The following is a 23,651-nucleotide window of genomic DNA, read 5'->3' on the forward strand; positions in this document are numbered from 1 at the left end:
CAGGGACTATTTAAAACGTCGATATACTGCAGTATATATAGTCTCATCTACTATTTGCTCATTTGGGAATAAGCTTTTAAATGCAAAAAATCAACCTTGAAAGAAAAGAGGAGAAAAAACCAGAAAACTGAATCCTATTGGCATCTTAAAAATGATAGCACACGGCTTCCCAAGCACATTGTTAAAACCTATATTTAGATTAACTGATTACTTTGTAAATTGCCTTAACGTGAAGGAAATATTTATAGCCACATAGCATGCTACAATTTAAAATTACCAAAACAGAATCTCAACTAAACGAATTAGCTACTCAATTGGGAGCTACCATTGAGGATAACATCATGCCCATCCCTAAACAAATTGGCAATGGTCAAATTTCAAGAAATATGCTAACCAAAGGAATTATCCTCCAGGATGGCGAGTTTAATTTGTTTCAAGACTTTACAATCAATCGTAAAATTGAGGAAGATGAAAGCATGCATCATTTCTCACTAATATACGTTTTCAATCAACTCAACTATATATATACAGAAGACGAAGCAGCTGAATCAGGCATTCAGAATTACCTCTTATTCTTTAACAAGCACTACTCCTATAGTAACATTGTTCCGGCCTACACCCGATTTAAGCAAATACAATTATTCGTTAGTGTCGAAAAACTCTTGTCGCTGTGCAGCTACTATGCATTACCCAATGAAATAAATAAACATTTGCAAACGAATGAGCAGTGGTGCTATAAATTCCCGTTCACTGCTGAAGTACAAAAAGTGTTACATCAATTATCCACTTATGAAACTGAGAACGCATTTACTAAAGGATATATGATTAATAAATCGGAAGAACTGATCGTATTAGCACTTGAGCAGGTATTTAAAGAACAAAGTAATAAATCAGATAAGAACAGCTTCATACATCAGGATGATCTCAATACATTATACGAAGCGGAAAAAATGCTACTTGAATCAACAGATGAGATTATCAAGATATCCGAGTTATCAGACAAACTCTCTATTGGCATCAGAAAACTGCAACGCCTGTTTAAAGCATACCATGGGGTTGACATGACCAGTTATCGTAAACAAATACGGATGGAACAGGCCCGGCATATGATACTTGAACAGCGTCTTTCCATTACTGATGTCTGCTTTAAAATGGGCTATACCTCTAACAGCCATTTCTCAAAAATATTTAAAGATCAGTTTGGCTATTCTCCATCAAATCTGCTTAATAAATAAGCCTAAAATAACTCTTGACGCATTCACGACACTCTTAGTCACTTCCGTTGCACAATAGCAGTACCGCATCACCATATCTTTGTCATGTATTTCAAAGTTAAACGCTGATTACTAATAATGACAAACAAAAAAAGGTATGAAAAAGACTGTTTTATATTTATTAATGACCGCCCTACTTCCTCTTGTCGCATTTACACAAAAGAGTGAAAGACCAAACATACTGGTTATCATGGCGGATGATATTGGAATTTCTAATCTTAGCTACAACAACAAAGGTATGATGGGGTATACAACACCCAATATCGACCGCATTGCCAACGAAGGTGTACAGTTTACTGATTATTACGCCGAGCAGTCATGTACAGCTGGCCGTTCTGCTTTTATTACTGGCCAAATGCCAGTTAGAACAGGATTGACTAAAGTAGGTTTACCAGGGGCCGATTTAGGAATTCGAAAAGAGGATCCAACACTGGCAACCTTATTAAAGCAACATGGCTATGCTACCGGACAATTTGGTAAGAATCACTTAGGTGATAAGGATGAATTCCTGCCTACTGAACATGGGTTTGATGAATTTTTTGGAAACCTCTACCACTTGAATGCTGAGGAGGCACCTGAACACGAGAACTACCCACAAAATCCTGAATTCAAAGAGAGGTTTGGCCCAAGAGGCGTGATAAAATCAAGTGCCGATGGTAAGGTCGAAGACACTGGACCTTTATCTAAAAAACGCATGGAAACCATTGACCAGGAGTTTTTAGATACTACAATAGATTTTATCGAGCGTAAAGAAGATGAAGAAACGCCGTGGTTTGTTTGGTTTAATCCATCACGCATGCATTACCACACCCATGTACCAGATGATTACAAAGGTAAATCGGGCTTAAACGTTTATGCTGACGGCATGATTCAGCATGATGACCAAATTGGAATCTTACTCAATAAATTAGATGACTTAGGCATTACAGAAAATACCATAGTCATTTACACAACCGATAATGGTGTACATTTTAACATGTGGCCGGATGGAGGTGTAACACCTTTTCGTGGCGAAAAGAACACTAACTGGGAAGGTGGATATCGAGTACCATTCGCAATGCGTTGGCCCGATAAAATTAAAGCCGGACAAATTGAAAACGGTATTACTTCACACACCGATTGGTTACCGACCTTGATGGCTGCCGTTGGAGAAAATGACATAAAAGATAAACTTAAAAAAGGACATAAAGTTGGCGATATGACATACAAGGTTCATATAGATGGTTATAACCTGTTGCCCAACCTATTAGATAACAATACGCAGAAAGTGTGGCCAAGACAGGAATTCTTTTATTGGAGTGATGATGGTGATTTGGTGGCTTATCGATACGACCGATGGAAATTGGTTTTTATGGAACAAAAAGCTCATCAGTTCAGAGTTTGGATGGAGCCGTTTACAGCCTTGCGCGTGCCTTTGATATTTGATTTAAAAATGGATCCATACGAGCGGGCAGCAACTGATGCCAATGGTTATTATGAATGGATGGAGCGCATGGCTCAATTTTTAGCTGTTCCAGCCCAAGTTAAGGTGGGCGAAATGATCGAAACCTTTAAAGAGTTTCCTCCACGCCAGAAACCAGCTAAATTTAATTTAGAAGATGTGATGAATAACATGATGAATACACCGTCGAATAATTAACAATTTCTGATAGATACTTACTTATTGAATGGCACTGATTTGAATTTATCAAACAAATCAGTGCCATTCGTATTTTAAAGCATTTTGAAGCCATACGTAGTTATTAATCCTCCCCTTTCTCTGCAATCATAAATCCATTAAATATTTTACAATTTAATTTTAACAATAGGACTGGACAAAAACATGAATGCAGGTTATTTTAAGCCTCAGAATGTAATTTAAATAATGTCACTTACTTAAAACAAATAGTTATGAAGTTAATCCTAAGCTTATTGTTATGCTGCATAGTTGTTTTTACCAGTTGTAAGGACGATGATGATGAACAAAAATCCAGTATGGAAGTTCGTTTAACCGATAGTCCCGCGGAATATGAAGAAGTACTAATTGATATTCTTGAAGTAAGAATAAATACTTCATCCGAAGATGATAGTGGCTGGAAAACATTAGAAACAACTGAAATCGGCGTATACGATTTACTGAAGTTTACCAACGGCGCAGATACATTATTGGCTGATGAAGATTTACCAGCAGGCAAGGTTTCTCAAATGCGCTTAATACTTGGTGATAATAACCAAATAAAGAAAGAAGGGCAGTATTACAACTTAGAAACACCCTCTTCTCAACAGTCAGGCCTAAAATTCAATATCCATGCTGATTTAATTAGTGGCGTTGCTTATCGCATTTGGATTGACTTTGACGCAGGACGTTCAATTGTAGAAAAAGGCAATGGAGCCTACTCTTTAAAACCAGTTATTAGAACATTTACCGAAGCAACGAGTGGAAGCATTTCGGGAACCATTAACCCAGCAAATGTGCAATCGTACATTGTAGCTGTTTCTTCGGCTAATGATTCAATTGGAACCTATAGCGATATTGAAACGGGTGAATTTTTACTTCGTGGCGTTGATGCAGGGCTTTACGATGTGGAAATTGAGCCAACTGAAGACTATTTAGATGTAGAGATTGAAAATATTAATGTGGTACTGGGTCAGGCAAGCGATTTAGGCATAATTAACTTGCAAATAGATCCAGAATAAACATCTTCGTAATGGATTCTTACAACGAGCCTGGTAGGTTAACTATCGGGCTTGTATGATTGCTTAATTGCAAAACCCTCGCTATGAAGGCATCAAACAAAACCAATCTTCACAAATAAATATCGAATTCCTTTTTTGGGGGTTTATCGCAATTAAGCCAAGCTATTCCACCACCCTCAACTCTTCAATTTCATCAATTAATCGCACATAAGAGTCTTTGTATCGCCCTAGTTTCAAAATCTGTTCGCGACGAAACTTTGCAGCCTCATAGCCTATGTAAGCACCATAAATATAACGCGTAAAACCATCCTTGCACGAAACAGTTTGAATATCATCCACATCCAAACCTTTAAGGTACATTGATGCAAATAAAGGTTTCCGTTTTAAGGCTAAAATTTGGATGGTATAAAATGGCGCACGCTCTAACTGCTTTATCTCTTCCTCTAATGTTTCAATAATTATTTCGTTTTGCTCTTTAAGCGTTTTATGAACAATGGCCCGTTTAAGAGGTGGTGTCATTTTAATCTCTTCAAATGAATGAACCACTTTATTAGTTTGATAATTCATTTTTGGCGTAACATTCACACGCGCTTCCTCAATTACTTGTTCATCTATCTTTTCTTCAATGGCATACTCGTGCCCTACCTCCAAAAACATGGTGTACTTACCACTTTTACTATCAGGTCGATAATCACCCATTAAACGCTTATCAGTCATCCGGGTTACCATAATACGTACTATACCACCTTGCTGCCTGGCCTCTTCCGATATTTCACTTTCTATAATGGCCAATTCTCCTTCAAAGGCACTATCAAACTCAATACGATAAATATCAGAGCCTCCATAATTATCATTGAAACGCGCTGATGCATAATACGCATGACTTTTATCCAAGCTAGGCATAAAGAAAAAATCGTCGTCGGGTGTATTGATTGGATACCCCAGATTTACAGGAATTGACCAAATACTATCCGCATCCATCTGTGTATAAAAAACATCCATTCGCCCCATCGAATTATGACCTTCAGAAGCAAAGTATAGCGTATAACCATCGGGATGTATCATCGATGTTTCTTCATCAAAAGGGGTATTAACAGAAGCTCCCAGGTTGCGAGGCTCTCCCCACTGACCTCTCGCATCCTTTTTACTCATATAAATATCTATCCCCCCATACCCTCCTTCACGATCGCTTGTGAAATATAAAGTACTCCTGTCGCTCGATAAAGAGGCGTGCGTTTCGTTAGCCGCACTATTGATTGGATAAGGCAATTTGACTGGTTCAGTCCATTCATCATTTTCCAAATAACTTACATAAATACTTTTCCCCTCTTTATCATTTCGATAGATAAACAAACTTTTCCCATCAGGAGATAATGATAAACCGGATTCATGTTCCAGCGATTTAAAAAATACCGCTAAGGATTCGGACTTGCTCCAATTAATACTATCGGAAGTTGAGTAATATACTTTTTCAGGATATTGGCCATCTTGTAATAAGGGTAACTTATTGGTCGATCGTCGTGAGGTAAATAAAAGCACATCTTCAAAGGCATTGACTAAAGGACTATGATCATCATAACGGCTGTTTACTTCCTTTCCTAAGTTGACGATCGTTAATTGAATTGGGTTTGCCAAGAAAATAAGGGCATTTTCACAATTACTCACCTCTTGAGCAAGCTCTTGTTTCATTTCAAAATCATCAACAGCTACTTTATTATTCAACGCTTCGTAAACTAACAAAGCTGAATCGGGTTGCAAAGCCATTTGATGAGCTTTTCCCAAAGCCATAAACATATCCTGCCCTAAAAATGATGTTTGCCCTTCAACATCAAGCTGTGTCAATCCCTTTTGAAGAATAACAATTGCAGAATCGGCTCCCGTATTGGTATTTAAATAACACAAACCTAGTTGCAGATAGGCCTCAACAAAGTCTGGCGACTGCTGTACAATGATTTTAAACTCCTGTATTGCACGTTCATAGTCGTCTGCTTCGGCGTAAGCTATTGCTTTATAAAAAGCTTTATCTTTCTGTCGTTCATTCCTTTTTTGTTGCGATTCCCCAAGCCAACAACTGAACGACAAAATAAATAGAAGCAAATATTTTATCTGAAAATTAACCATATAAATACCCCAAATTCTCAATTACAGTAGACAAAATAAGTCTTTTTTTATCAAACGCTTAAATTTTAGCTAAAAAATGTTAATATTTGTTACAGTCAAAGCCCTCTATAAATCAGAACAATTAATTATTTCTAATGAAAATCACCTAAAACTAGATTTGGCTTTGGTGGTAAAATATTATTGACAACAAGTATTGAAACATTAATTATTACACTAATTAATTAAACAAAACTTTGAACAATTGAGGCAATAAAATAGTTATAAGAACAGTTTATTAATATAGAGCGTAGGCATTATGTTTTAACACAAGACAAAAACTAAACCTCTAGATGAGGTAGATATCGACAACAAACAAAGATGATTCTTAATCACTTATAATTTTTTATATAACTGTCGAATTAAAGGATTAACAGAAGAAAGAAATATTAAAACCTTTAAAATAAATTAGCGAAACGACAGTTAAACATAAATATAAATGCTTATCTTCATTCTGAAAATATTAAACAAAAGATTGAGGATTACAGAACAATTAAGATTCTAAAAACAACATAAGCTCATAAAAAGAGCGAAAGAAATGAGAAATGGGCGAAGGAAAGGTTGAGGAGGTTGAGATCCCATAATTTTTCATAATTGGTAAAAGTTTTGGTTTGAGAGACCTGCAATTCAAAGGAGTTGCAGGTTTTTTTATTGCAAAAAACTTGTGCTTTATACACACAAGCCTGCTCGGCCATACAATAATCCGCTTAAAAAGTGTAATTTTACCATTTCATCATGTGATGATTTAAATACTTACAACAGAGCAGCGATGCTTGGAATAAAAGATTATGGATTCAACACGTCAAAAAAAAATATCGCGCTTACTGCAAAAAGAAATCAGTGAGATTTTCCAAAGAGAGATGCGAGCTGTTTCAATGGGAACAATGGTTTCGGTAACAGCAGTGCGTATATCCCCTGATTTGGGTCAGGCCAAAACATACCTTAGTATCTTTCCTACTGGTAACATAAAAGAGGTAATGGAACAGATAGATGAGCAAACAGCACAGATACGCTTTGCTCTGGGCAAAAGGGTGGGTAAACAAATGCGCATAATACCAGAGCTAAAGTTTTATGTTGATGATAGCCTTGATTACCTGGATAACATTGATCGTTTACTAAAAAAATAAACATGCAATATGATCCGATAAAACGTTCATTGGGTAAAGTATTTAATCAAACTCCAGCCCTGCGCATTCTCTTTTACAAATTACTCGACTTATTATTACTTCGCGCCTGGTACATTAGAAGAGAACTGCGGAAGATTGCAAAAACAAGCAATCAGAATTTAAACATCCTTGATGCAGGAAGTGGCTTTGGGCAGTACGATTATTTCATGTCATCATTGGGCAAAAAATGGTCCATTACAGGTGTGGATGTTAAAGACGAACAAATTGCCGATTGCAACGAGTTCTTTACCAAGATAAAGCGCAACGAAAGAGTCAAATTCCAGCTTGGAGACCTAACACAATTTGTCAACAAGGAAGCCTACGATATCATCCTTTCGGTTGATGTGATGGAGCATATCCTAGAGGATGAATTGGTTTTTGCCAACTTCTTCCAATCCATGAAAAAGGGTGGATCATTAATTATTTCTACACCATCTGACCAAGGCGGTTCAGATGCACATCACCACGACCACGAAGAAGATGGTGTACACGGTTTTATTGATGAGCATGTGAGAGATGGTTATAATGCAGAAGACATAAGAGAAAAACTTAGCAAGGCAGGTTTTACATCCATAAAAACTGCTTACACCTATGGTAAAGCAGGGAGTATCTCATGGCGCTTATCAATGAAGTATCCAATACAGATGCTTAATGCCAGTAAAGCCTTTTTTATAATTATCCCTCTGTATTACCTTATTACTTATCCATTGGCCTATGTTTTAAACTGGCTTGATGTAAGTAAAACCCACAAAACAGGAACAGGCCTGATGGTGGTGGCCAAAAAGTAAATCCATGAATCTATCCTTTGTCATAGCTAAACGGTATTTATATGCCAAAAAATCGCAGAACATCATTAATTTGATTTCTATCATTTCGGTATTTGGTGTACTAACCGGCAGCATGGCATTGATAATTGTACTATCGGTGTTTAACGGGGTACATGGCTTCATGGGAGAGCTTTACACAGCTTTTGACCCCAACCTGAAGCTAACACCGAGCAATGGCAAAGTTATCTCGACTAACTCCATTGCTTATCAAGAACTTAAAAACCACCAAGCTGTAGAGAATATTGCTGAAGTACTGGAGCATCAGGCTTTACTAAAATTCAGAAAACGCAAAATACCAGGCGTTGTTATGGGCGTTGATTCATCATACAATAAGGTGAGTCAAATCGACTCCATCATTATTGATGGCAAATATGAGCTGAAGTACAAAAGCGAGTTTCGTGGTGTAATAGGCAAGCGCTTAGCTGACCAACTAGCTATTCGACTAAATTTTGTCACACCACTGAGCATGTATGTACCAAAACGCATTGGGAACATCAACCTCATGTCGCCACAAAACTCTTTCAAACAGGAGTACATTAGTCCATCTGGTCTTTTTGCCGTTAATCAAGAGGAATACGATGGTCAATATTTAATAATTGATATTGAACAGGCGCGCCGACTTTTGCAATACGATGAGAAAATTATTTCATCGCTCGCTATTAAAATAAAGGACGGCTATTCTTTTGAAAAGGCTGAAAAAGAAATTCAGGCCATTGTAGCTGGTAAAATGGATGTACTCAACCAGCAAGAGCAACACGCCTCTTTTTACAAAGTAATGAAAGTGGAGAAGCTAATGTCTTACCTCATACTTAGCTTTATTATAGCAATTGCTGCTTTTAACATTGTGGCCAATTTAGCCATGTTAATCTACGAGAAGAAAGACAGTATTTTCACACTAAAAAGCATGGGCGCCAACAAACGATTGATTACGCGTATTTTTATGCTAGAGGGCTGGCTTATTTCCTTTATTGGTATCATGGTCGGAACAGCCATTGGCGTTATTGCTGTACTACTCCAGCAGCAGTTTGGATTTATTAAATTTATGGGTAATGGCCATTACATTACCGATGCATACCCCATTGCACTGGAATGGCTTGATGTAGTTCTAGTAATTATAACCGTATCCATTATAAGCGCTCTGGCAGCTTGGTATCCCGTCAGAGTTATTGTCAGTAAATATTATTCCGAGTCTGAAATTGGATAATCCTGGTACTGGCTTGCTATTTCATTCAACACCTCAGAAATCGCTTCTACACTCTTTGCCTGCAGCAATCTAATTCGTAAAGGACGAATATTCGGAAGCTCTTGAAAGGGTATTGCCAAATGCCTACGCGCATGCCGTATTCCACTGCGCTCTCCAATCATATCGCATGATTTTTTAACGATATCATCCATTAATATAGCCTGCTGAGCTACGGTTAATTCTGGTAGAAGTTCTCCTGTTTTTAAATAATGTCTTATTTCACGAAAAATCCAGGGTTTACCTATTGATGCACGCCCAATCATTATGGCATCTACCCCATAGTTATCAAAGCAATGCTTAGCAACTTGTGCACTATCAATGTCTCCATTCCCAATAATAGGAATATGGACTCTCGGATTGGCTTTAACCTTGCCTATGAGCGTCCAATCGGCCTGTCCATTGTATATTTGATCGCGCGTACGTCCATGTATGCATAAGGCCTGAGCACCTACATCTTGAATCTGTTCGGCCAAACCCTCAATAACAATTGATTGACTATCCCATCCCAAGCGGGTTTTAACGGTAACAGGCACATTGACTGCTTTAACAACAGCACTCGTAATTTCTAATAGTTTGGGAATATCAAGCAACAAACCAGCACCACTTCCTTTACTAGCAATCTTTTTAACGGGGCAGCCAAAGTTTAAATCGATTAATTCGGGCTTGGCAGCTTCAGCCATTTGAGCAGCGACGACCATTTTATCAACATCCTTGCCATATATTTGAATACCAACTGGACGTTCGGCCTCCATTATTTCCAACTTACGCAAAGAGCGATTGACATTACGCACAAGCGCATCAGCCGACACAAATTCAGTATACATCATATCGGCCCCCTGCTCCTTACAAAACACCCTAAATGATGGATCTGTCACATCTTCCATTGGTGCCAAAAGCAATGGCTTCTCCCCTAAATCTAGATCTCCAATCTTCACGTTCTATTTTTTTTGCAAAGATAATTTTTTAATCCAACCACCGTCCAAGCTGTTAATAACTCGGTTGATAACTTTATGAACAAAATCCGTTTCCGGGAGTTTAATTTCCCTAATTTGTATAGCAATTATCGTAACCGAACCATCATCTAAGTGATTAAATACAGCTTATTCATACTACTTTCTATTCTATTTTTCAGTTGCAAACACCAACAGACTGCAAGTGAAGACACCAACTCGTCATCTCCAAAATTCAGTGAAGATTCACTAATGGTGGTGCAACTTATTGCACAGTCAAAAGAAACCTACTCTGAAAACTTTAGTACCCAAGAGCCTTTTGACAATTACCTGAAAGAAGCAGAAGACATTGCCCAGAGAAGTGAGAGCAACCACCACTTATTTAACATCTACACACTTGTAGGGCAGCGCTATCGGAATAAATCGTATTACTCAGAAGCCATGCTCATGCTGAAGAAAGCACTTGAAATAGCTGAAAATTCTGAAAATATCTACTTCCAAACGAGAGCATACAACCAAATAGGTGTTATTTACCGGCGAATTGACGAAAACCCTCAAGCATTGGACATGCACATGAAAGCTTTGCAACTAGCAGAACAGTGCAACGACTCACTAAGTATTAGCAAGGCAATTAACGGTATGGGAAACGTTAGCATTGCCATGGAGCGACATCATTCAGCCATTGAGTATTTCCAACGAGGGTTTAAAATTTCTCGAAAAATGGACAACACTTTGGGCATGGCCATTAACACCAATAACATTGGCGAGGCCTATATGAAACTCAATTTATTGGACTCAGCAATGCACTATTTTTTCTTATCGCTTGACTACAACACTAAAATAAACAGTCGGGTTGGACAATCGATATGCTATAATTGCATTGGGAAAGCTTATGTAGCCAAGCACCAGAACCGCTTAGCGCTTGACTACCTTGTAAAAGCTTTAGACATCAACCTTGAGCTAGAAGATCGTATGCTCATATCGGTTAGCTACACACAAATAGGCAGAACCTACCTTAACGACAAATTACCAAATCAAGCCATCGAGCACCTTAAAAAAGGCCTTAAAATAGCCCTATCCATTGGCTCCAAGTACACGGCCGAAGAAGCCGCCTCATTACTATCCAAAGCCTACGAAGATAAACAGATATTTAAGCAATCACTGGAATACTACAAACTATCAACCAACCTAAGAGACAGCATCTTAAATGAGAAAAATATTTTCCACATGGCTTCTGTTGAAGCCAAATACAACAATACACTTCAACAACTACAGATTGATGAGTTAAACAAGGAGGCATTATTACAAAAAACACTTTTATCGAAACAAAGATCAATGATCGCTGCCATCATTACCATTGTGCTAGTGCTCATACTAATTGCCGTGCTTTTCTTTAGGCAATCGCGCTTTCGCAGCAGATATAAAAGCTTACAATTTCAGCAACGACTACTTCGTTCACAAATGAATCCTCATTTTATTTTCAATGCATTAAGCGCCATTCAGGTGTTTATACTTGAGAATGACATGACTAAATCAAGTGAATTCCTGGCGCACTTCTCTAAATTAATGAGACACGTTTTACGCAGCAGTAATTACGATTTCATCCCCGTTCAGGAAGAGGTGGAAATGCTACAGTACTACCTAAAAATTCAACAATTACGATTCTCTCCTCCATTTACATTCGACATTGTTTTTAGTGATGAAGTGAAGAACAACAAAACAGTTATTCCACCAATGCTAATACAACCCTTTATTGAAAACGCCATTGAACACGGACTTAGTCCATTGGGCGGAGGAGGAAAACTTATCATTCGCATTTTGAAGAATAAAAACAATCTTGTACTTGAGGTTGAGGATAATGGACTTGGCATTGACTACAACGATCAATTGAGCAAAAGCGACAAAAAACACGAGTCGATGGCGATTAAAATCACACAGGAACGACTCGATATACTTGAAAAGGATACAAGAAGAAAAACACAGCTGGAAATATTTGACAAAAAGAGAAAAGATCCATTTGAAAGGGGAACAATTGCTCGCATCATTTTACCATTAACCACTCAAACCAATAGCAATGGCAAACATTAGAACAATCATTATCGAAGATGACCATTTTAATGTTTTAGCGGTCACTAAAATAATTCAGAATCAATTTCCAGAGATTATTATTGTGGACACGGCATCAATGGTAAACGAAGCCATTGAAAAAATTAATGAACATCAGCCTGATTTACTATTGATGGACATCCATTTAATAGGCGGCACTTCGTTTGACGTTATTAAGCAAATTAATTACCGCGATTTTAAGATCGTTTTTATGTCGGCCTATCACGAATACGCAGTTAAGGCGATTGAATATGCAGCAGTTGATTTCGTATTCAAACCTTTTGACATTAACGATTTAGTGGTAGCTATTGACAAGGCCATAGATCAAATGCAAGACAAACAGTATGCATTAAAGATTAAAACACTTTTTAATAACATCGACTTTGAATTAAACCAAATTATTCTCCACGGTCGCGATTCACTCAAAGCATTTAAAATTAGCGATATTGTATGGGCCCAAGCTATTGCAGGAGGTGCAGAATTTCACTTAAGCGACAACTCAAGCTTTATTGCTACCAAACCACTACGTCGTTACGAAGCCATTTTATCAGATCATACATTTTTCAGATGCCACCCTTTTAACCTGGTAAACTTGCTTCACATCAACACTATAGACTCTACCGCCAATACAATTCACATGCTATCTGGAGCCACAGTAGCGCTCGAAAACCGACGCTACAACCAACTAAACGAGCTACTTCAGATACAAAAAGAGTATGTACAAACATTCTAAATAAGACATCCTACTTCAAAAAAAGGCGTTTCAATATAACCTTTTTGTATTCATGCAGTATTAATTACTGAGTGTTTAAATTTGGGAATACAATTAATTAGGATGTGATGTTTCGTGGGATTGTTGTGCTTTGTCTGATAGTAGTATGGGGAACTACTTCATTTGCTCAACTGGATCAAACTTGGCGCTATTATTATCCAGAATTTAAGGATGATGCGGGCGACAATTTATATTTCAGGCTTGAGAATAATAACTTCGTTAAAAATAACGAGTACTTCAGCGATTATACTGAAGGTTATACAATGATGGGTTATACTGTTCAACCATCAATGGTATATTACGCTGGCTCACGCCTTAGATTAAAAGCAGGCGTACACATTATTCAATACAGTGGAATGGACGAGTTCACAGAAGTTCTTCCTACCTTTTCAATTCACACAAAACTCACCGACAAGTTGGAATTAATAATGGGTGGACTTCAGGGAGATGTTCATCACAAACTAATCGAGCCAATATTTAATCCCGAAAATCAGTACACGCGCCCCATCGAAAACGGATTTCAATTTTTATATAATTCTAACAAATTATGGTTGGATGCCTGGGTCGATTGGGAACAGTTTATTTTCTTGGGAGATACCAAACCTGAGAAATTTACCGCTGGTATCAGCACTGAATTTGATCTAACAAAAGAAAGCAGCGATTTTAAAATATCCATACCAGGTCAAATGGTTGCAACTCACTTGGGTGGACAAATCAGTAATTACTCTGAAAGAATGCAATCACTGGCAAACCTTGTGACAGGCTTAAAGGTAAATTATAAAATTGGCGATGGCTTCATCAGGGATATTGGAGTGAGCACCTACCTGGCAAGTTACCACGACCTAACAGGCCATTCGGGCTGGGACTTTACTTCAGGAAATGCAATTTATCCGGTTGCAGAGTTAAATTATAAATACGGAACGCTAATGGCAGGCTACTGGAAAGCTCATAACTTTCTTGCACCAAAAGGCAGTTCAATATTTCAATCTACGTCGGACTATAAGAATGGCTATTATACCGAGTACAGAAACTTAGTCACTAGCAAACTAAGTTTTAGTAAAACGTTTATGAAACAAATTAAGTTTAGCACCGTGGTTGAGCTCTATTACGATTCGCCAGCCAAGCAACTTGACTACTCGTATGGCTTTAATTTAGTATTTACACCCAATTTTCTTATTACTAACATCAAATTTGATTAATAAGAACAGTACACAATAAGATATAACAAAAAACTGCTGTCAATTCAGATTCAATACTTTGTTTTATCAGTTTTCAATGTCCACTTTTGAAAAGCGACTTTAGCTTCATGCTCCATCATCTGATGAGCGGCCAATTGCCTCATTTCAGGATCAAGACTTAACTCTTTATAAATAAAGGCATCATCAAAATTAATTCGTGCCGCATCTAACTTGCTATTCCCATAATAGATTTGCTTTATCCTGGCCCAATACATTGCACTTAAACACATAGGACAAGGTTCACATGATGAGTATATGACACAGCCTGACAAATCGAAATGTTGTAAATACTGGCAAGCACTTCGGATTGCATTAACCTCAGCATGAGCTGTTGGATCATTATCCAATACAACACGATTTACACCCTTACCTATTATTTCATCATCCAACACAATTACAGCTCCAAAAGGACCACCTCCATCCTCAATATTTTTAATGGAAAGCTGAATAGCGATGTGCATAAAATGAGTATTTTTGTCCATCATATTACACAAATTAAGTTTGTATTCAATTTCCTTTATTTATTTGATTCATACAATCGTAAGTGCTTTTTTAATCAAATAATTAGCACAATAAAAATAAAAGCAGTAATTTTGCGGCCGATTATTATCCGAGCCAAAAGGTATATGCGTCTGTTTCAGTGCATTTGGGGTGGGACCTAAATGTAGAGAATGAGATGTTTTTAGCCTTTGCAAACTGTTAATTAATAAGTCGAATTTTAAAAAGGAAGACTGTGGATACGTTAAGTTACAAAACGATTTCAGCTAACAAAGCTACTGCCAACAAAGAGTGGGTTGTGGTAGATGCTGCTGATATGGTATTGGGTCGTTTAGCTACTAAAGTTGCTAAATTACTCCGAGGTAAGTATAAGCCAAATTATACACCTCACGTGGATTGCGGAGATAACGTGATTATCTTAAACGCAGATAAAATTAAAATGACTGGTAACAAATGGAGCCAGCGCATCTTTTTCTACCATAGTGGTTACCCTGGCGGTCAGCGCGAGGTTACTCCTGAGCAAATTTTTGCTAAGAAACCGGAGAGATTAGTTGAAAGAGCTATTAAAGGTATGTTACCTAAAAGTCGTCTTGGACGTCAGCTTTTCAGAAACTTACATGTATATGTAGGAGCTGAACACAAGCACGAAGCTCAACAACCTAAAGTAATTGATATTAACGCCATTAAATAAGTATTATGGAAGTAATTAATGCTATTGGTAGAAGAAAAGAAGCGATTGCTCGTATTTACCTGAGTGAAGGAAGTGGTAACATTACCATTAACAAACGTGATTTATCGCAGTATTTCCCTGCTGCCACTTTACAGTACATTGTAAAACAACCTTTAAACGTAATTGGTGTTGCAGACAACTACGACATCAAAATCAACCTTAACGGTGGTGGTTTCAAAGGACAGGCAGAGGCAGTACGCCTTGCTATTTCTCGTGCACTTGTAAAAATTGATGCTGAAAACAAGCCGGCTCTTAAAGCTGAAGGTTTCATGACTCGTGACTCACGTGTTGTTGAACGTAAGAAGCCAGGTCGTCCTAAAGCACGTAAGAGATTCCAGTTCTCTAAACGTTAATATTTATCAGGTGTGTTTAGTATCTAAATCTTTGAGACTTTTCAGTTTCATACTGAAAAACTACTTGAAGATTGATTTAAACAGAAAGTAAACAACTTTAAAAAAATTAAAATGCCAAGAGTTAATTTCGAGGAATTATTGGAAGCCGGAGTACATTTCGGTCACCTTAAAAGAAAGTGGAACCCAGCCATGGCACCATATATTTTTATGGAACGCAATGGAATCCACATTTTAGATCTTCACAAAACAGCTGTTAAAATTGACGAAGCTGCCGAAGCACTTAAACAGATTGCAAAATCGGGTCGGAAAGTGTTATTCGTAGCAACGAAAAAACAAGCTAAAGAAATCGTCGCTGACAAAGTTGGTGCTGTAAACATGCCTTATGTTGCTGAACGTTGGCCAGGTGGTATGTTAACCAACTTCCCTACTATTCGTAAAGCGGTGAAGAAAATGACTTCTATTGATAAGATGATGGCTGACCCTAGTCAGTGGAAAAACTTATCAAAAAGAGAAAGACTTCAAATTACACGTCAACGCGCTAAGCTTGACAAAACATTAGGTAGTATTGCTGATCTTACACGTCTTCCGGCTGCTATGTTTGTTATTGATGTAATGAAGGAGCACATTGCTGTTAAAGAAGCTATCCGTTTGAATATCCCTGTGTTCGGTATCGTTGATACTAACTCAGATCCATCAAACATCGACTATGTAATTCCTGCTAACGATGACGCCACTAAGTCTATCGAGCTAATTACTGATGTGATGACTAAAGCTATTCAGGAAGGCTTAAACGAGCGCAAAGTAGAGAAGGACAACAACGAAGGATCGAAAGAAAAGAAATCTCGTGCTAAAAAGTCAGAAGCTGCAAAGTCTCCGGCTAAAAAAGAAGAAGCTCCTAAAGCTGAAAAACCAGCAGACGAAGCTCCATCTAAAGAAGCATAATAAGATTAATTCGATTATAATTTTTGTCTAACAACTTTAAAATAATATATCATGGCTATTACTGCTGCTGACGTAAGCAAACTAAGGAAAAGTACCGGTGCCGGTATGATGGATTGTAAAAAGGCACTAACAGAAGCTGAAGGCGATTTTGACAAAGCTGTTGAAATCATCCGTAAAAAAGGTCAAGCAATTGCTAACAAGCGTGCTGACCGCGAAGCAACTGAAGGTGTTGTATTAGCTAAAGTTACTGCTGATAAGAAAAGAGGTGCGTTAATCGTATTGAATTGCGAAACTGATTTCGTTGCTAAAAACGAAAGCTATGTTGACTTTGCAATGTCTATTCTTGATGTGGCAATTGCTGAAAATCCAGCTGACTTAGATGCTTTAAAAGCGTTAGAATTAAACGGACGTCCTGTTTCTGAAGTAGTTGCTGAGCAGAGTGGTGTAATTGGTGAGAAACTAGATTTAGCAGCATACGAAACTGTATCTGCTGAGGCTGTTACTGCTTACATTCACGCTGGTAACAAATTAGCTACATTGGTTGGTTTCAACCAAGAAGGTATGGATGAGCAAGTAGGAAGAGACGTTGCTATGCAAGCTGCAGCAATGGCTCCTGTTGCCCTAGATGCTGACAGCGTACCTGAAGATGTTAAAGCTAAAGAGCTAGAGATTGGAAAAGATATGGCTCGCAACGAAGGTAAACCAGAAGCAATGTTGGAAAAGATTGCAATGGGTCGTTTGAACAAATTCTTCAAAGAGAACACTTTGATGGCTCAGGCATTTGTAAAAGACAACAAGCTTACTATTGAAAAGTATCTTGATGGAGCTAGCAAAGGCTTAAAAGCTGTTGAATTCAAACGTTACACTTTGAATAACTAGTAGATAATTCTACATTATATAGAAAGGGAAGCTACTTAGCTTCCCTTTTTTTGTGCTTAAAGATCAACACAAGGCTTCACAAGATTTATTAAGTTACCATTCGAAATACAGACCTCAAAAAGGACTGATTGGTATCGAATACAAAAATGGTCATGCGCATAGTAGTAGTCCCATATACATGTTGTCATAAGCCGACATGGAGCATAGCCTTAGTAAGGATACTCCATCCTTAATAGTAGACAAACCCAAATATACTAGCCATTATCACCACTCAAACTTTATGGCATATACGGAGTATAATCAATCTAGCTTCGATTTTTATCGATGTTCTATCGAAGTTGATACGTATTTGTATTGTAGTTTATTCGACCTTCACATAACAAGGGGTTGCCACACATTACTACAGGGCATACTTAGTCTATAACAAAAACACGCCTCTTACCTACCTCTAGACGGAGGGAGCCCATGACAAAAAAAGTTGTATAAAGTCGTTTAATTAAATAGTGTAACCTGCATACGAATCATGAAGCCTCCTAACTAAATAGCTTCTGCCCCAATCTTTCTTCACAATCGACACAAAAATGCCATCATTTTAATTTAGACCCAACTTTTGTACGTGATCTATCTAGTCCCCTTCTCCCAGTGCAGCCTCAAATCAAATTAACAGATATAAAAAAAACGCTCCCCAATATATTGAGAAGCGTTTCGGAAGTTGTCTCACCAGGATTCGAACCCGGACTAACTGGACCAAAACCAGTTGTGCTACCATTACACAATGAGACAAACAAGACAAAAAATTAACCTCCTAATTTTAGGAGGTTAAGTCGTTGTCTCACCAGGATTCGAACCCGGACTAACTGGACCAAAACCAGTTGTGCTACCATTACACCATGAGACAATTCCCATGCTTTTATTTCAAAAGCGATGCAAAGATAGAGAGTTTTTCTTTCAATGCAAGAAAATTGCTTAAAAAATATAAGTTTTAAACGTTTCCTTTTTATCCCGCAAGCGCCTTTAGCAACTGACTTATGACGCACACCAATGCACAACAATTGCACATTTATTCCATCCTGTTAATTATCAATAATAAACAATTTTCTAATGACAGATAAAAGCTATCTTTAAAATCGAAATACACATCACTATGACTAAATCGAAAAAGATCAATCTCCTTTTTGGCTGGACATTATTCCTTTTAACAACCATACTTTATTGGAGTACCATGGCTCCCACCGTAAGTTTATGGGATTGTGGTGAGTTTATTGCCTGCATGGCTAAAATGGAAGTTGGCCATCCGCCTGGCGCACCTTTCTATTTGCTATTAGGGCGACTGTTTAACTTATTTGCCTTTGATAATTCACAAATTGCCTACACGGCTAACTTGGTATCAGTCTTTGCTTCTTCAGCAACTGTAATGCTCTTTTATTTTTCGGCCGAACACATTCTAACGCGTATTTTTGACACCTACAAGCAGTCGATAAAAAAGTACCTACTCATAACAATCCCCTGTGCCATTGGCGCACTCGCCTTTGCCGTTTCCGATACATTCTGGTTTTCAGCCGTTGAAGCCGAAGTTTATGCCTTATCGGTATTTTTTACAGCCCTATGCTTTTGGCTATTTCTTAAGTGGGAAGAAGCTTACCAGCGCGACGCATCAGGAACGAAATGGCTCATACTCATCACCTACCTAACTGGTCTTTCTGTTGGCGTACATCTTCTAAACCTACTAATCATACCGGTTCTTACACTTATAATTCTTCTGCGTAACAAAGCGTTTTCATGGAAGCTGTTTGCTAAGGCACTAATTATTGGTGGAGCCATTTTAGCCTTTCTATTGTTTGGCATCATACAAAATGGTCTTTGGCTAGCCGGAAAATTAGAGCTTTTAATGGTTAATACTTGGAAGCTTCCCATCAATTCAGGTTTGATACTATTTGTTATCCTCGTATTTGGAGGACTGTTTTTCGCCACCTTTAAAACGCGACTTAAAAACAACTGGCAGCACCTTTTATCGCTTACGCTTTTAACTTTTATGATTGGCTATTCATCATATGCCATGATTATCATTCGAGCTGATACCAATACGCCCATCAACCTCAATAATCCATCTGATATGTTTTCATTGGATAGTTTTTTAAACAGAGAGCAATATGCCCAGAACCCATTATTCTATGGTCATTATTACAATACTGCAACAGGTGATTTGAAGTATACCGATGCTTACAGAAAAGATGGCGACAAATATGAAGCATACAAAAAAAGCGATTCATATGATTACGACGATGCAGGATGCGGATTTTTTCCGCGCATGCACAGCAGTAGCAACACTCATAAGTACGGTTATCAGCAATGGGCAGGCATTAATCCAAATTCCACTGATAAACCATCGTTTTTAAGCAACATTCGTTTCTTATTTAATTACCAGGTCAACCACATGTACATCCGTTACTTTATGTGGAATTTTTCTGGCAGACAAAACGATGAGCAAAGCCATGGTGAGATTCACAAAGGCAATTGGATAACTGGCATCCCGTTTCTTGACAAAAAAAAGGAAGGCGACTTACCACATAGTTTGGCCATCCTTAACCCATCACGCAACAGCTACTTTATGCTGCCTTTAATACTTGGACTTATTGGCATAATATTACTGTTCAATTCAGGCGAAAGTGGAAAGAAATACCTGGCCATTACTGGGCTATTGTTTTTAATGACAGGCCCTGTCATTATTCTATATCTTAATCAAACGCCTTTTGAACCTCGCGAACGCGATTATGCTTTTGTCGGGTCATTTTTCGCCTTTGCACTTTTTATAAGTTTTGGTGCATTTTCGGTTGCAAGGTTTATTTTCATCAAAACACAAAGTTATCTTTCAAGTGCCTTGGGACTTACACTGATGACCATGGCCGTTCCAATTCTAATGCTATCGCAAAATTATAACGATCATAATCGTTCAAACAGAAATTTCGCTTTACTACAAGCTCGCAGCTATCTTAATTCCTGCGAGCCCAATGCCATTCTATTTACCTATGGCGACAACGACACCTATCCACTTTGGTACGTTCAGGAAGTAGAAAACTATCGGACGGATGTTAGGGTGATCAACTATGGTTTGATGGGTGCCGATTGGTGTATTAGCCAATTAGAAAAGGCAGTCAATCAAACACAGGGCATCGATTTTAGCATCCCACAAAACAGATACAAAACTGGTAATTTGGATTATGCTTTACTGCTTGAGCAAAGTAAAGAAACGGTACCCCTTAAAAGTGTTGTCCAGTTCATTGGCAGTAATAAGGAAACATCGAAACTACCGCTCCAGAATGGGATGAAAGTCGACTTCTCGCCTGTCAACAAATTTGCTATTCCTTTTAACGAAACAGATACCCTTAAATGGCAATGTCCGAAACGTATTCTGTACAAAAATGACATAGCACTGCTTGATTTATTAGCAACCAACCAATGGGAGCGTCCTGTATATTTTACAATTGGAGCTGACCCAGAGATTTTCCTTGGTCTGGAAAAATACTTGCGCTACGACGGACTTGTCTATAAGCTGGAGCATAAACCCCAGGCTAGCGACCAAGTCATCAATTACAACACCGACAAATTATTGGATATCTATCTTAATAAAATTGATTTAGGAGACGGCAATAGCAGTTACTACGACCATTATTGCAGGCGAACTTTTGATGTAATGAAATACAGACAAATAGGTAATTTATTGGCCGATGATTTGATACAAAACAAGCGTATGGAAGAAGCCAGAATTGTGGTAAGAAAAAGCTTGACCGAATTACCAATTCACCTTGCTCCTGACGTTGGTGACAACTTACCACTACTTCATTTAGCATTTGAATGCGGCTTGCAAAAAGAGGCAGAAGAGGAAGTTAATTATTTATTGCAGCGACACCTTACTAATCTTTTATGGTATGCTTCGTTAACCAAAAGTGGCCAACAAGCAGCTTCCTCTACTTTTCAGCAAGAGGTAGAAAAAGGACAACTAATGAAAATGGTACTAGATACAATTAATAACACAGCCATGATCGACCAATTAAAGTCGGTGTATAAGCAATTAGGATTAGAAGTTTAATAATACCGTTTACTCATCAAAATGCGACTTTGTCCATTCCATTTCTAAAGCCACGTTGATGATGTTCCGGCATTATACCAAGGTATTATGAAATATAAATGGTATAAAACTCATGATCAAGCAACTTTTATTAAACACAGCTGTTAGCCTTAAAATGCAAAATTATGAAAACAGCTTCATTAACAAGCCAGGTAACACATAAAGACAATAAACCACATATTCAGGCACTTCTTGAAACTCCTTTTAGCAAAGAGATTAGAATAGTATTTAAAAAAGGCCAAATCATGAAGGAACATAGTGCACATACTCCTATCGTTGTGGAAATATTTAAAGGTGAAATAGATTTTGGTGTTAATAACGAAATCCACCAATTAACAGAAGGTGATATACTAACACTTAATGGGAAAGTACCACACGATTTAAAAGCAACTAAAGACAGTATCGTCAGACTAAGCTTATCAAAAAAGGATGCGGTGGAACGTGTTTTTAGCGTAATACGATAGCTCAACTACCAAACTCGCGCACCAAATAAGAATGCATAACTCCAAAACTCTTCATCCAATCGCGAAATAACACAGCCTCTGGATGAAGACACATGAATAAATTCCTTATCGCCCAAGTAAAAACCAACATGGTTTATTAATTGATCACTTTCAGCAAGGGTATGAAAGAAGATCATGTCCCCAAAACGCAATCGTCCCTTTGATTTAACAAACTTTCCGCATTGACTTTGTTGAGCTGCAGTACGTGGCACTACAATTCCATGCTTTTTAAAACTCATATAAATCAAACCCGAACAGTCAATTCCTTCGTGCGAAGTACCTCCCATTTCGTGCTTTACTCCCAAAAAGTAACGAGCCGTGGTCATTACCTCCGCACGTTTCACTCCATTTCGCTCCACTTTCAGCTCTTGCCGTTCCCTTTTAAATTCTTTAACCTCATGGCGGAACATTTTTTGCTGAGCCTGCAATGAGCAAACGAAAAGTAACAAAATGCTAACAGCTAATATTTGCCTAAGACCTGTCATACCTTTGGATTTTAGAACATCAAATTAATCATTTCAATTTATTAAAAACTTTTAACACTTGGAAGTTAATATTGGTTCATAATTTGGATAAGCCTACCTGCTAACAATTTAAAACGATTCGGCATGAAACAATTAATTATAGCAATAAGCATTTTCATCATCTCAGTTGGCACAACTGCACAAATAGCAATTGAAAAGGATGGAACAATTGAAGGCATTGACAATAAAGGTGTAACACGTGTTATTGCTGGTGGAGATTATTACATCACTACGGAAAGTAATGAAAATGGAGAGGCATACCACATTGAAAGCATTCCGGTTGAAGGAAATCATTTAAGACCTATTTCAGAAGATGAATTTACATCGATAAAAACTGCTTTTGAAGAAAAATTTGATATGGAATTACAATATCACCAAGGCAATAATAGCTCTAAAAACGAGGGTATTTGGTCATCCAGGCGTGACAATGTTAGTTTCGAGATCGATGTTATGGAATATGATAGTTCAGACTATCAACCTTACGAAATTAAGCTAAGTATTACACACGAAGAATAAGAGTACAAAGCGGAAAAATATTAAGAGGGTGTCCAAAAACGGATTCCCTCTTTTTTCGTTCATAATCAATTGATTACAGCTGAGTTAGTTTGTTCATGTGCCTGATATTTAGTATCTTAAAAGCATGAAACAAATCAATTTCAAGCCCTATAATCAAGGTCAATCTGAATT

The 23,651-nt window shown here is 37.8% G+C and carries 20 protein-coding genes and 2 tRNA genes; 16 read left to right on the forward strand and 6 right to left on the reverse strand.

The window, feature by feature from the left end:
* The first annotated feature begins 257 nt into the window (after positions 1–257).
* The 3 genes from FNN09_RS08155 (at position 258) to FNN09_RS08165 (ending at position 3,950) form a co-directional block, all read left to right on the forward strand.
* On the forward strand, positions 258–1,235 hold the full coding sequence (locus FNN09_RS08155; protein ID WP_143301337.1) for an AraC family transcriptional regulator: 978 nt from the start codon (positions 258–260) through the stop codon (positions 1,233–1,235).
* A 136-nt stretch (positions 1,236–1,371) separates the two neighbouring features.
* Positions 1,372–2,913, forward strand: coding sequence for an arylsulfatase (locus FNN09_RS08160; RefSeq protein ID WP_143301339.1), 1,542 nt, complete (start codon positions 1,372–1,374; stop codon positions 2,911–2,913).
* 251 nt (positions 2,914–3,164) lie between these two features.
* A complete protein-coding gene (locus tag FNN09_RS08165) occupies positions 3,165–3,950 on the forward strand; it encodes a DUF4382 domain-containing protein (RefSeq protein ID WP_143301341.1) in 786 nt (261 codons plus the stop codon).
* 162 nt (positions 3,951–4,112) lie between these two features.
* On the opposite strand, the gene FNN09_RS08170 is transcribed toward FNN09_RS08165, so the two are convergent.
* Positions 4,113–6,047 (reverse strand): PD40 domain-containing protein, encoded by a 1,935-nt coding sequence (locus FNN09_RS08170; RefSeq protein ID WP_185968935.1) that lies wholly within the window; start codon positions 6,045–6,047, stop codon positions 4,113–4,115.
* A gap of 848 nt (positions 6,048–6,895) precedes the next feature.
* Between FNN09_RS08170 and rbfA the strand changes: the two genes are divergently transcribed.
* Genes rbfA through FNN09_RS08185 form a run of 3 tightly spaced genes read left to right on the forward strand, consistent with a single transcriptional unit; the run spans position 6,896 to position 9,304 of the window.
* Positions 6,896–7,234, forward strand: coding sequence for a 30S ribosome-binding factor RbfA (gene rbfA, locus FNN09_RS08175; RefSeq protein ID WP_143301345.1), 339 nt, complete (start codon positions 6,896–6,898; stop codon positions 7,232–7,234).
* Positions 7,235–7,236: 2 nt separating this feature from the next.
* Positions 7,237–8,061: a bifunctional 2-polyprenyl-6-hydroxyphenol methylase/3-demethylubiquinol 3-O-methyltransferase UbiG gene (locus tag FNN09_RS08180; RefSeq protein WP_143301347.1), complete on the forward strand. Its 825-nt coding sequence runs from the start codon at positions 7,237–7,239 to the stop codon at positions 8,059–8,061.
* 4 nt (positions 8,062–8,065) lie between these two features.
* Entirely contained in the window at positions 8,066–9,304 is a 1,239-nt protein-coding gene (locus FNN09_RS08185; protein WP_143301349.1) for an FtsX-like permease family protein, read from the forward strand.
* On the opposite strand, the gene dusB is transcribed toward FNN09_RS08185, so the two are convergent.
* The gene (dusB, locus tag FNN09_RS08190; RefSeq protein WP_143301351.1) at positions 9,280–10,278 is read right to left on the reverse strand and encodes a tRNA dihydrouridine synthase DusB; all 999 of its coding nucleotides are present in this window, start codon (positions 10,276–10,278) and stop codon (positions 9,280–9,282) included. The genes FNN09_RS08185 and dusB overlap by 25 nt on opposite strands.
* A gap of 150 nt (positions 10,279–10,428) precedes the next feature.
* Here dusB and FNN09_RS08195 point away from each other — a divergent pair, with 150 nt between their 5' ends.
* The 3 genes from FNN09_RS08195 (at position 10,429) to FNN09_RS08205 (ending at position 14,370) form a co-directional block, all read left to right on the forward strand.
* Positions 10,429–12,381: a histidine kinase gene (locus tag FNN09_RS08195; RefSeq protein WP_143301353.1), complete on the forward strand. Its 1,953-nt coding sequence runs from the start codon at positions 10,429–10,431 to the stop codon at positions 12,379–12,381.
* Positions 12,368–13,132 (forward strand): LytTR family DNA-binding domain-containing protein, encoded by a 765-nt coding sequence (locus tag FNN09_RS08200; RefSeq protein WP_143301355.1) that lies wholly within the window; start codon positions 12,368–12,370, stop codon positions 13,130–13,132. Before FNN09_RS08195 ends, FNN09_RS08200 begins: the two co-directional genes overlap by 14 nt.
* Positions 13,133–13,239: 107 nt before the next feature.
* Positions 13,240–14,370 carry a hypothetical protein gene (locus tag FNN09_RS08205; RefSeq protein WP_143301357.1) on the forward strand — a complete coding sequence of 377 codons (1,131 nt, stop codon included), beginning with the start codon at positions 13,240–13,242 and terminating at the stop codon, positions 14,368–14,370.
* 50 nt (positions 14,371–14,420) lie between these two features.
* Here the strand turns inward: FNN09_RS08205 and FNN09_RS08210 are convergent, their stop codons facing one another.
* Positions 14,421–14,894 (reverse strand): nucleoside deaminase, encoded by a 474-nt coding sequence (locus FNN09_RS08210; RefSeq protein ID WP_143301359.1) that lies wholly within the window; start codon positions 14,892–14,894, stop codon positions 14,421–14,423.
* Positions 14,895–15,142: 248 nt separating this feature from the next.
* Between FNN09_RS08210 and rplM the strand changes: the two genes are divergently transcribed.
* The 4 genes from rplM to tsf all read left to right on the forward strand — a co-directional run bounded on the left by rplM (position 15,143) and on the right by tsf (position 17,811).
* Positions 15,143–15,598, forward strand: coding sequence for a 50S ribosomal protein L13 (gene rplM / locus FNN09_RS08215; protein WP_143301361.1), 456 nt, complete (start codon positions 15,143–15,145; stop codon positions 15,596–15,598).
* Positions 15,599–15,603: 5 nt separating this feature from the next.
* Complete coding sequence (gene rpsI / locus FNN09_RS08220) at positions 15,604–15,990, forward strand: 30S ribosomal protein S9 (protein WP_143301363.1); 387 nt, start codon at positions 15,604–15,606, stop codon at positions 15,988–15,990.
* 111 nt (positions 15,991–16,101) lie between these two features.
* A complete protein-coding gene (gene rpsB / locus FNN09_RS08225) occupies positions 16,102–16,932 on the forward strand; it encodes a 30S ribosomal protein S2 (RefSeq protein ID WP_143301365.1) in 831 nt (276 codons plus the stop codon).
* Between the two features lie 51 nt (positions 16,933–16,983).
* The gene (tsf, locus tag FNN09_RS08230) at positions 16,984–17,811 is read left to right on the forward strand and encodes a translation elongation factor Ts (RefSeq protein WP_143301367.1); all 828 of its coding nucleotides are present in this window, start codon (positions 16,984–16,986) and stop codon (positions 17,809–17,811) included.
* 712 nt (positions 17,812–18,523) lie between these two features.
* Here tsf and FNN09_RS08235 read toward each other — a convergent pair.
* Positions 18,524–18,594: transfer RNA gene (locus FNN09_RS08235), tRNA-Gln, on the reverse strand.
* A gap of 44 nt (positions 18,595–18,638) precedes the next feature.
* Positions 18,639–18,709: transfer RNA gene (locus FNN09_RS08240), tRNA-Gln, on the reverse strand.
* A gap of 246 nt (positions 18,710–18,955) precedes the next feature.
* Here FNN09_RS08240 and FNN09_RS08245 point away from each other — a divergent pair.
* A complete protein-coding gene (locus FNN09_RS08245) occupies positions 18,956–21,898 on the forward strand; it encodes a DUF2723 domain-containing protein (RefSeq protein WP_143301369.1) in 2,943 nt (980 codons plus the stop codon).
* A gap of 164 nt (positions 21,899–22,062) precedes the next feature.
* A complete protein-coding gene (locus tag FNN09_RS08250; protein WP_143301371.1) occupies positions 22,063–22,401 on the forward strand; it encodes a cupin in 339 nt (112 codons plus the stop codon).
* 5 nt (positions 22,402–22,406) lie between these two features.
* On the opposite strand, the gene FNN09_RS08255 is transcribed toward FNN09_RS08250, so the two are convergent.
* Positions 22,407–22,925 carry a C40 family peptidase gene (locus tag FNN09_RS08255; protein ID WP_143301373.1) on the reverse strand — a complete coding sequence of 173 codons (519 nt, stop codon included), beginning with the start codon at positions 22,923–22,925 and terminating at the stop codon, positions 22,407–22,409.
* Between the two features lie 123 nt (positions 22,926–23,048).
* Between FNN09_RS08255 and FNN09_RS08260 the strand changes: the two genes are divergently transcribed.
* Entirely contained in the window at positions 23,049–23,480 is a 432-nt protein-coding gene (locus FNN09_RS08260; RefSeq protein WP_143301375.1) for a hypothetical protein, read from the forward strand.
* Positions 23,481–23,651 lie beyond the last annotated feature (171 nt).

Origin of the sequence: Carboxylicivirga sp. M1479, assembly GCF_007097485.1 — a bacterium.
Classification (GTDB): domain Bacteria; phylum Bacteroidota; class Bacteroidia; order Bacteroidales; family Marinilabiliaceae; genus Carboxylicivirga.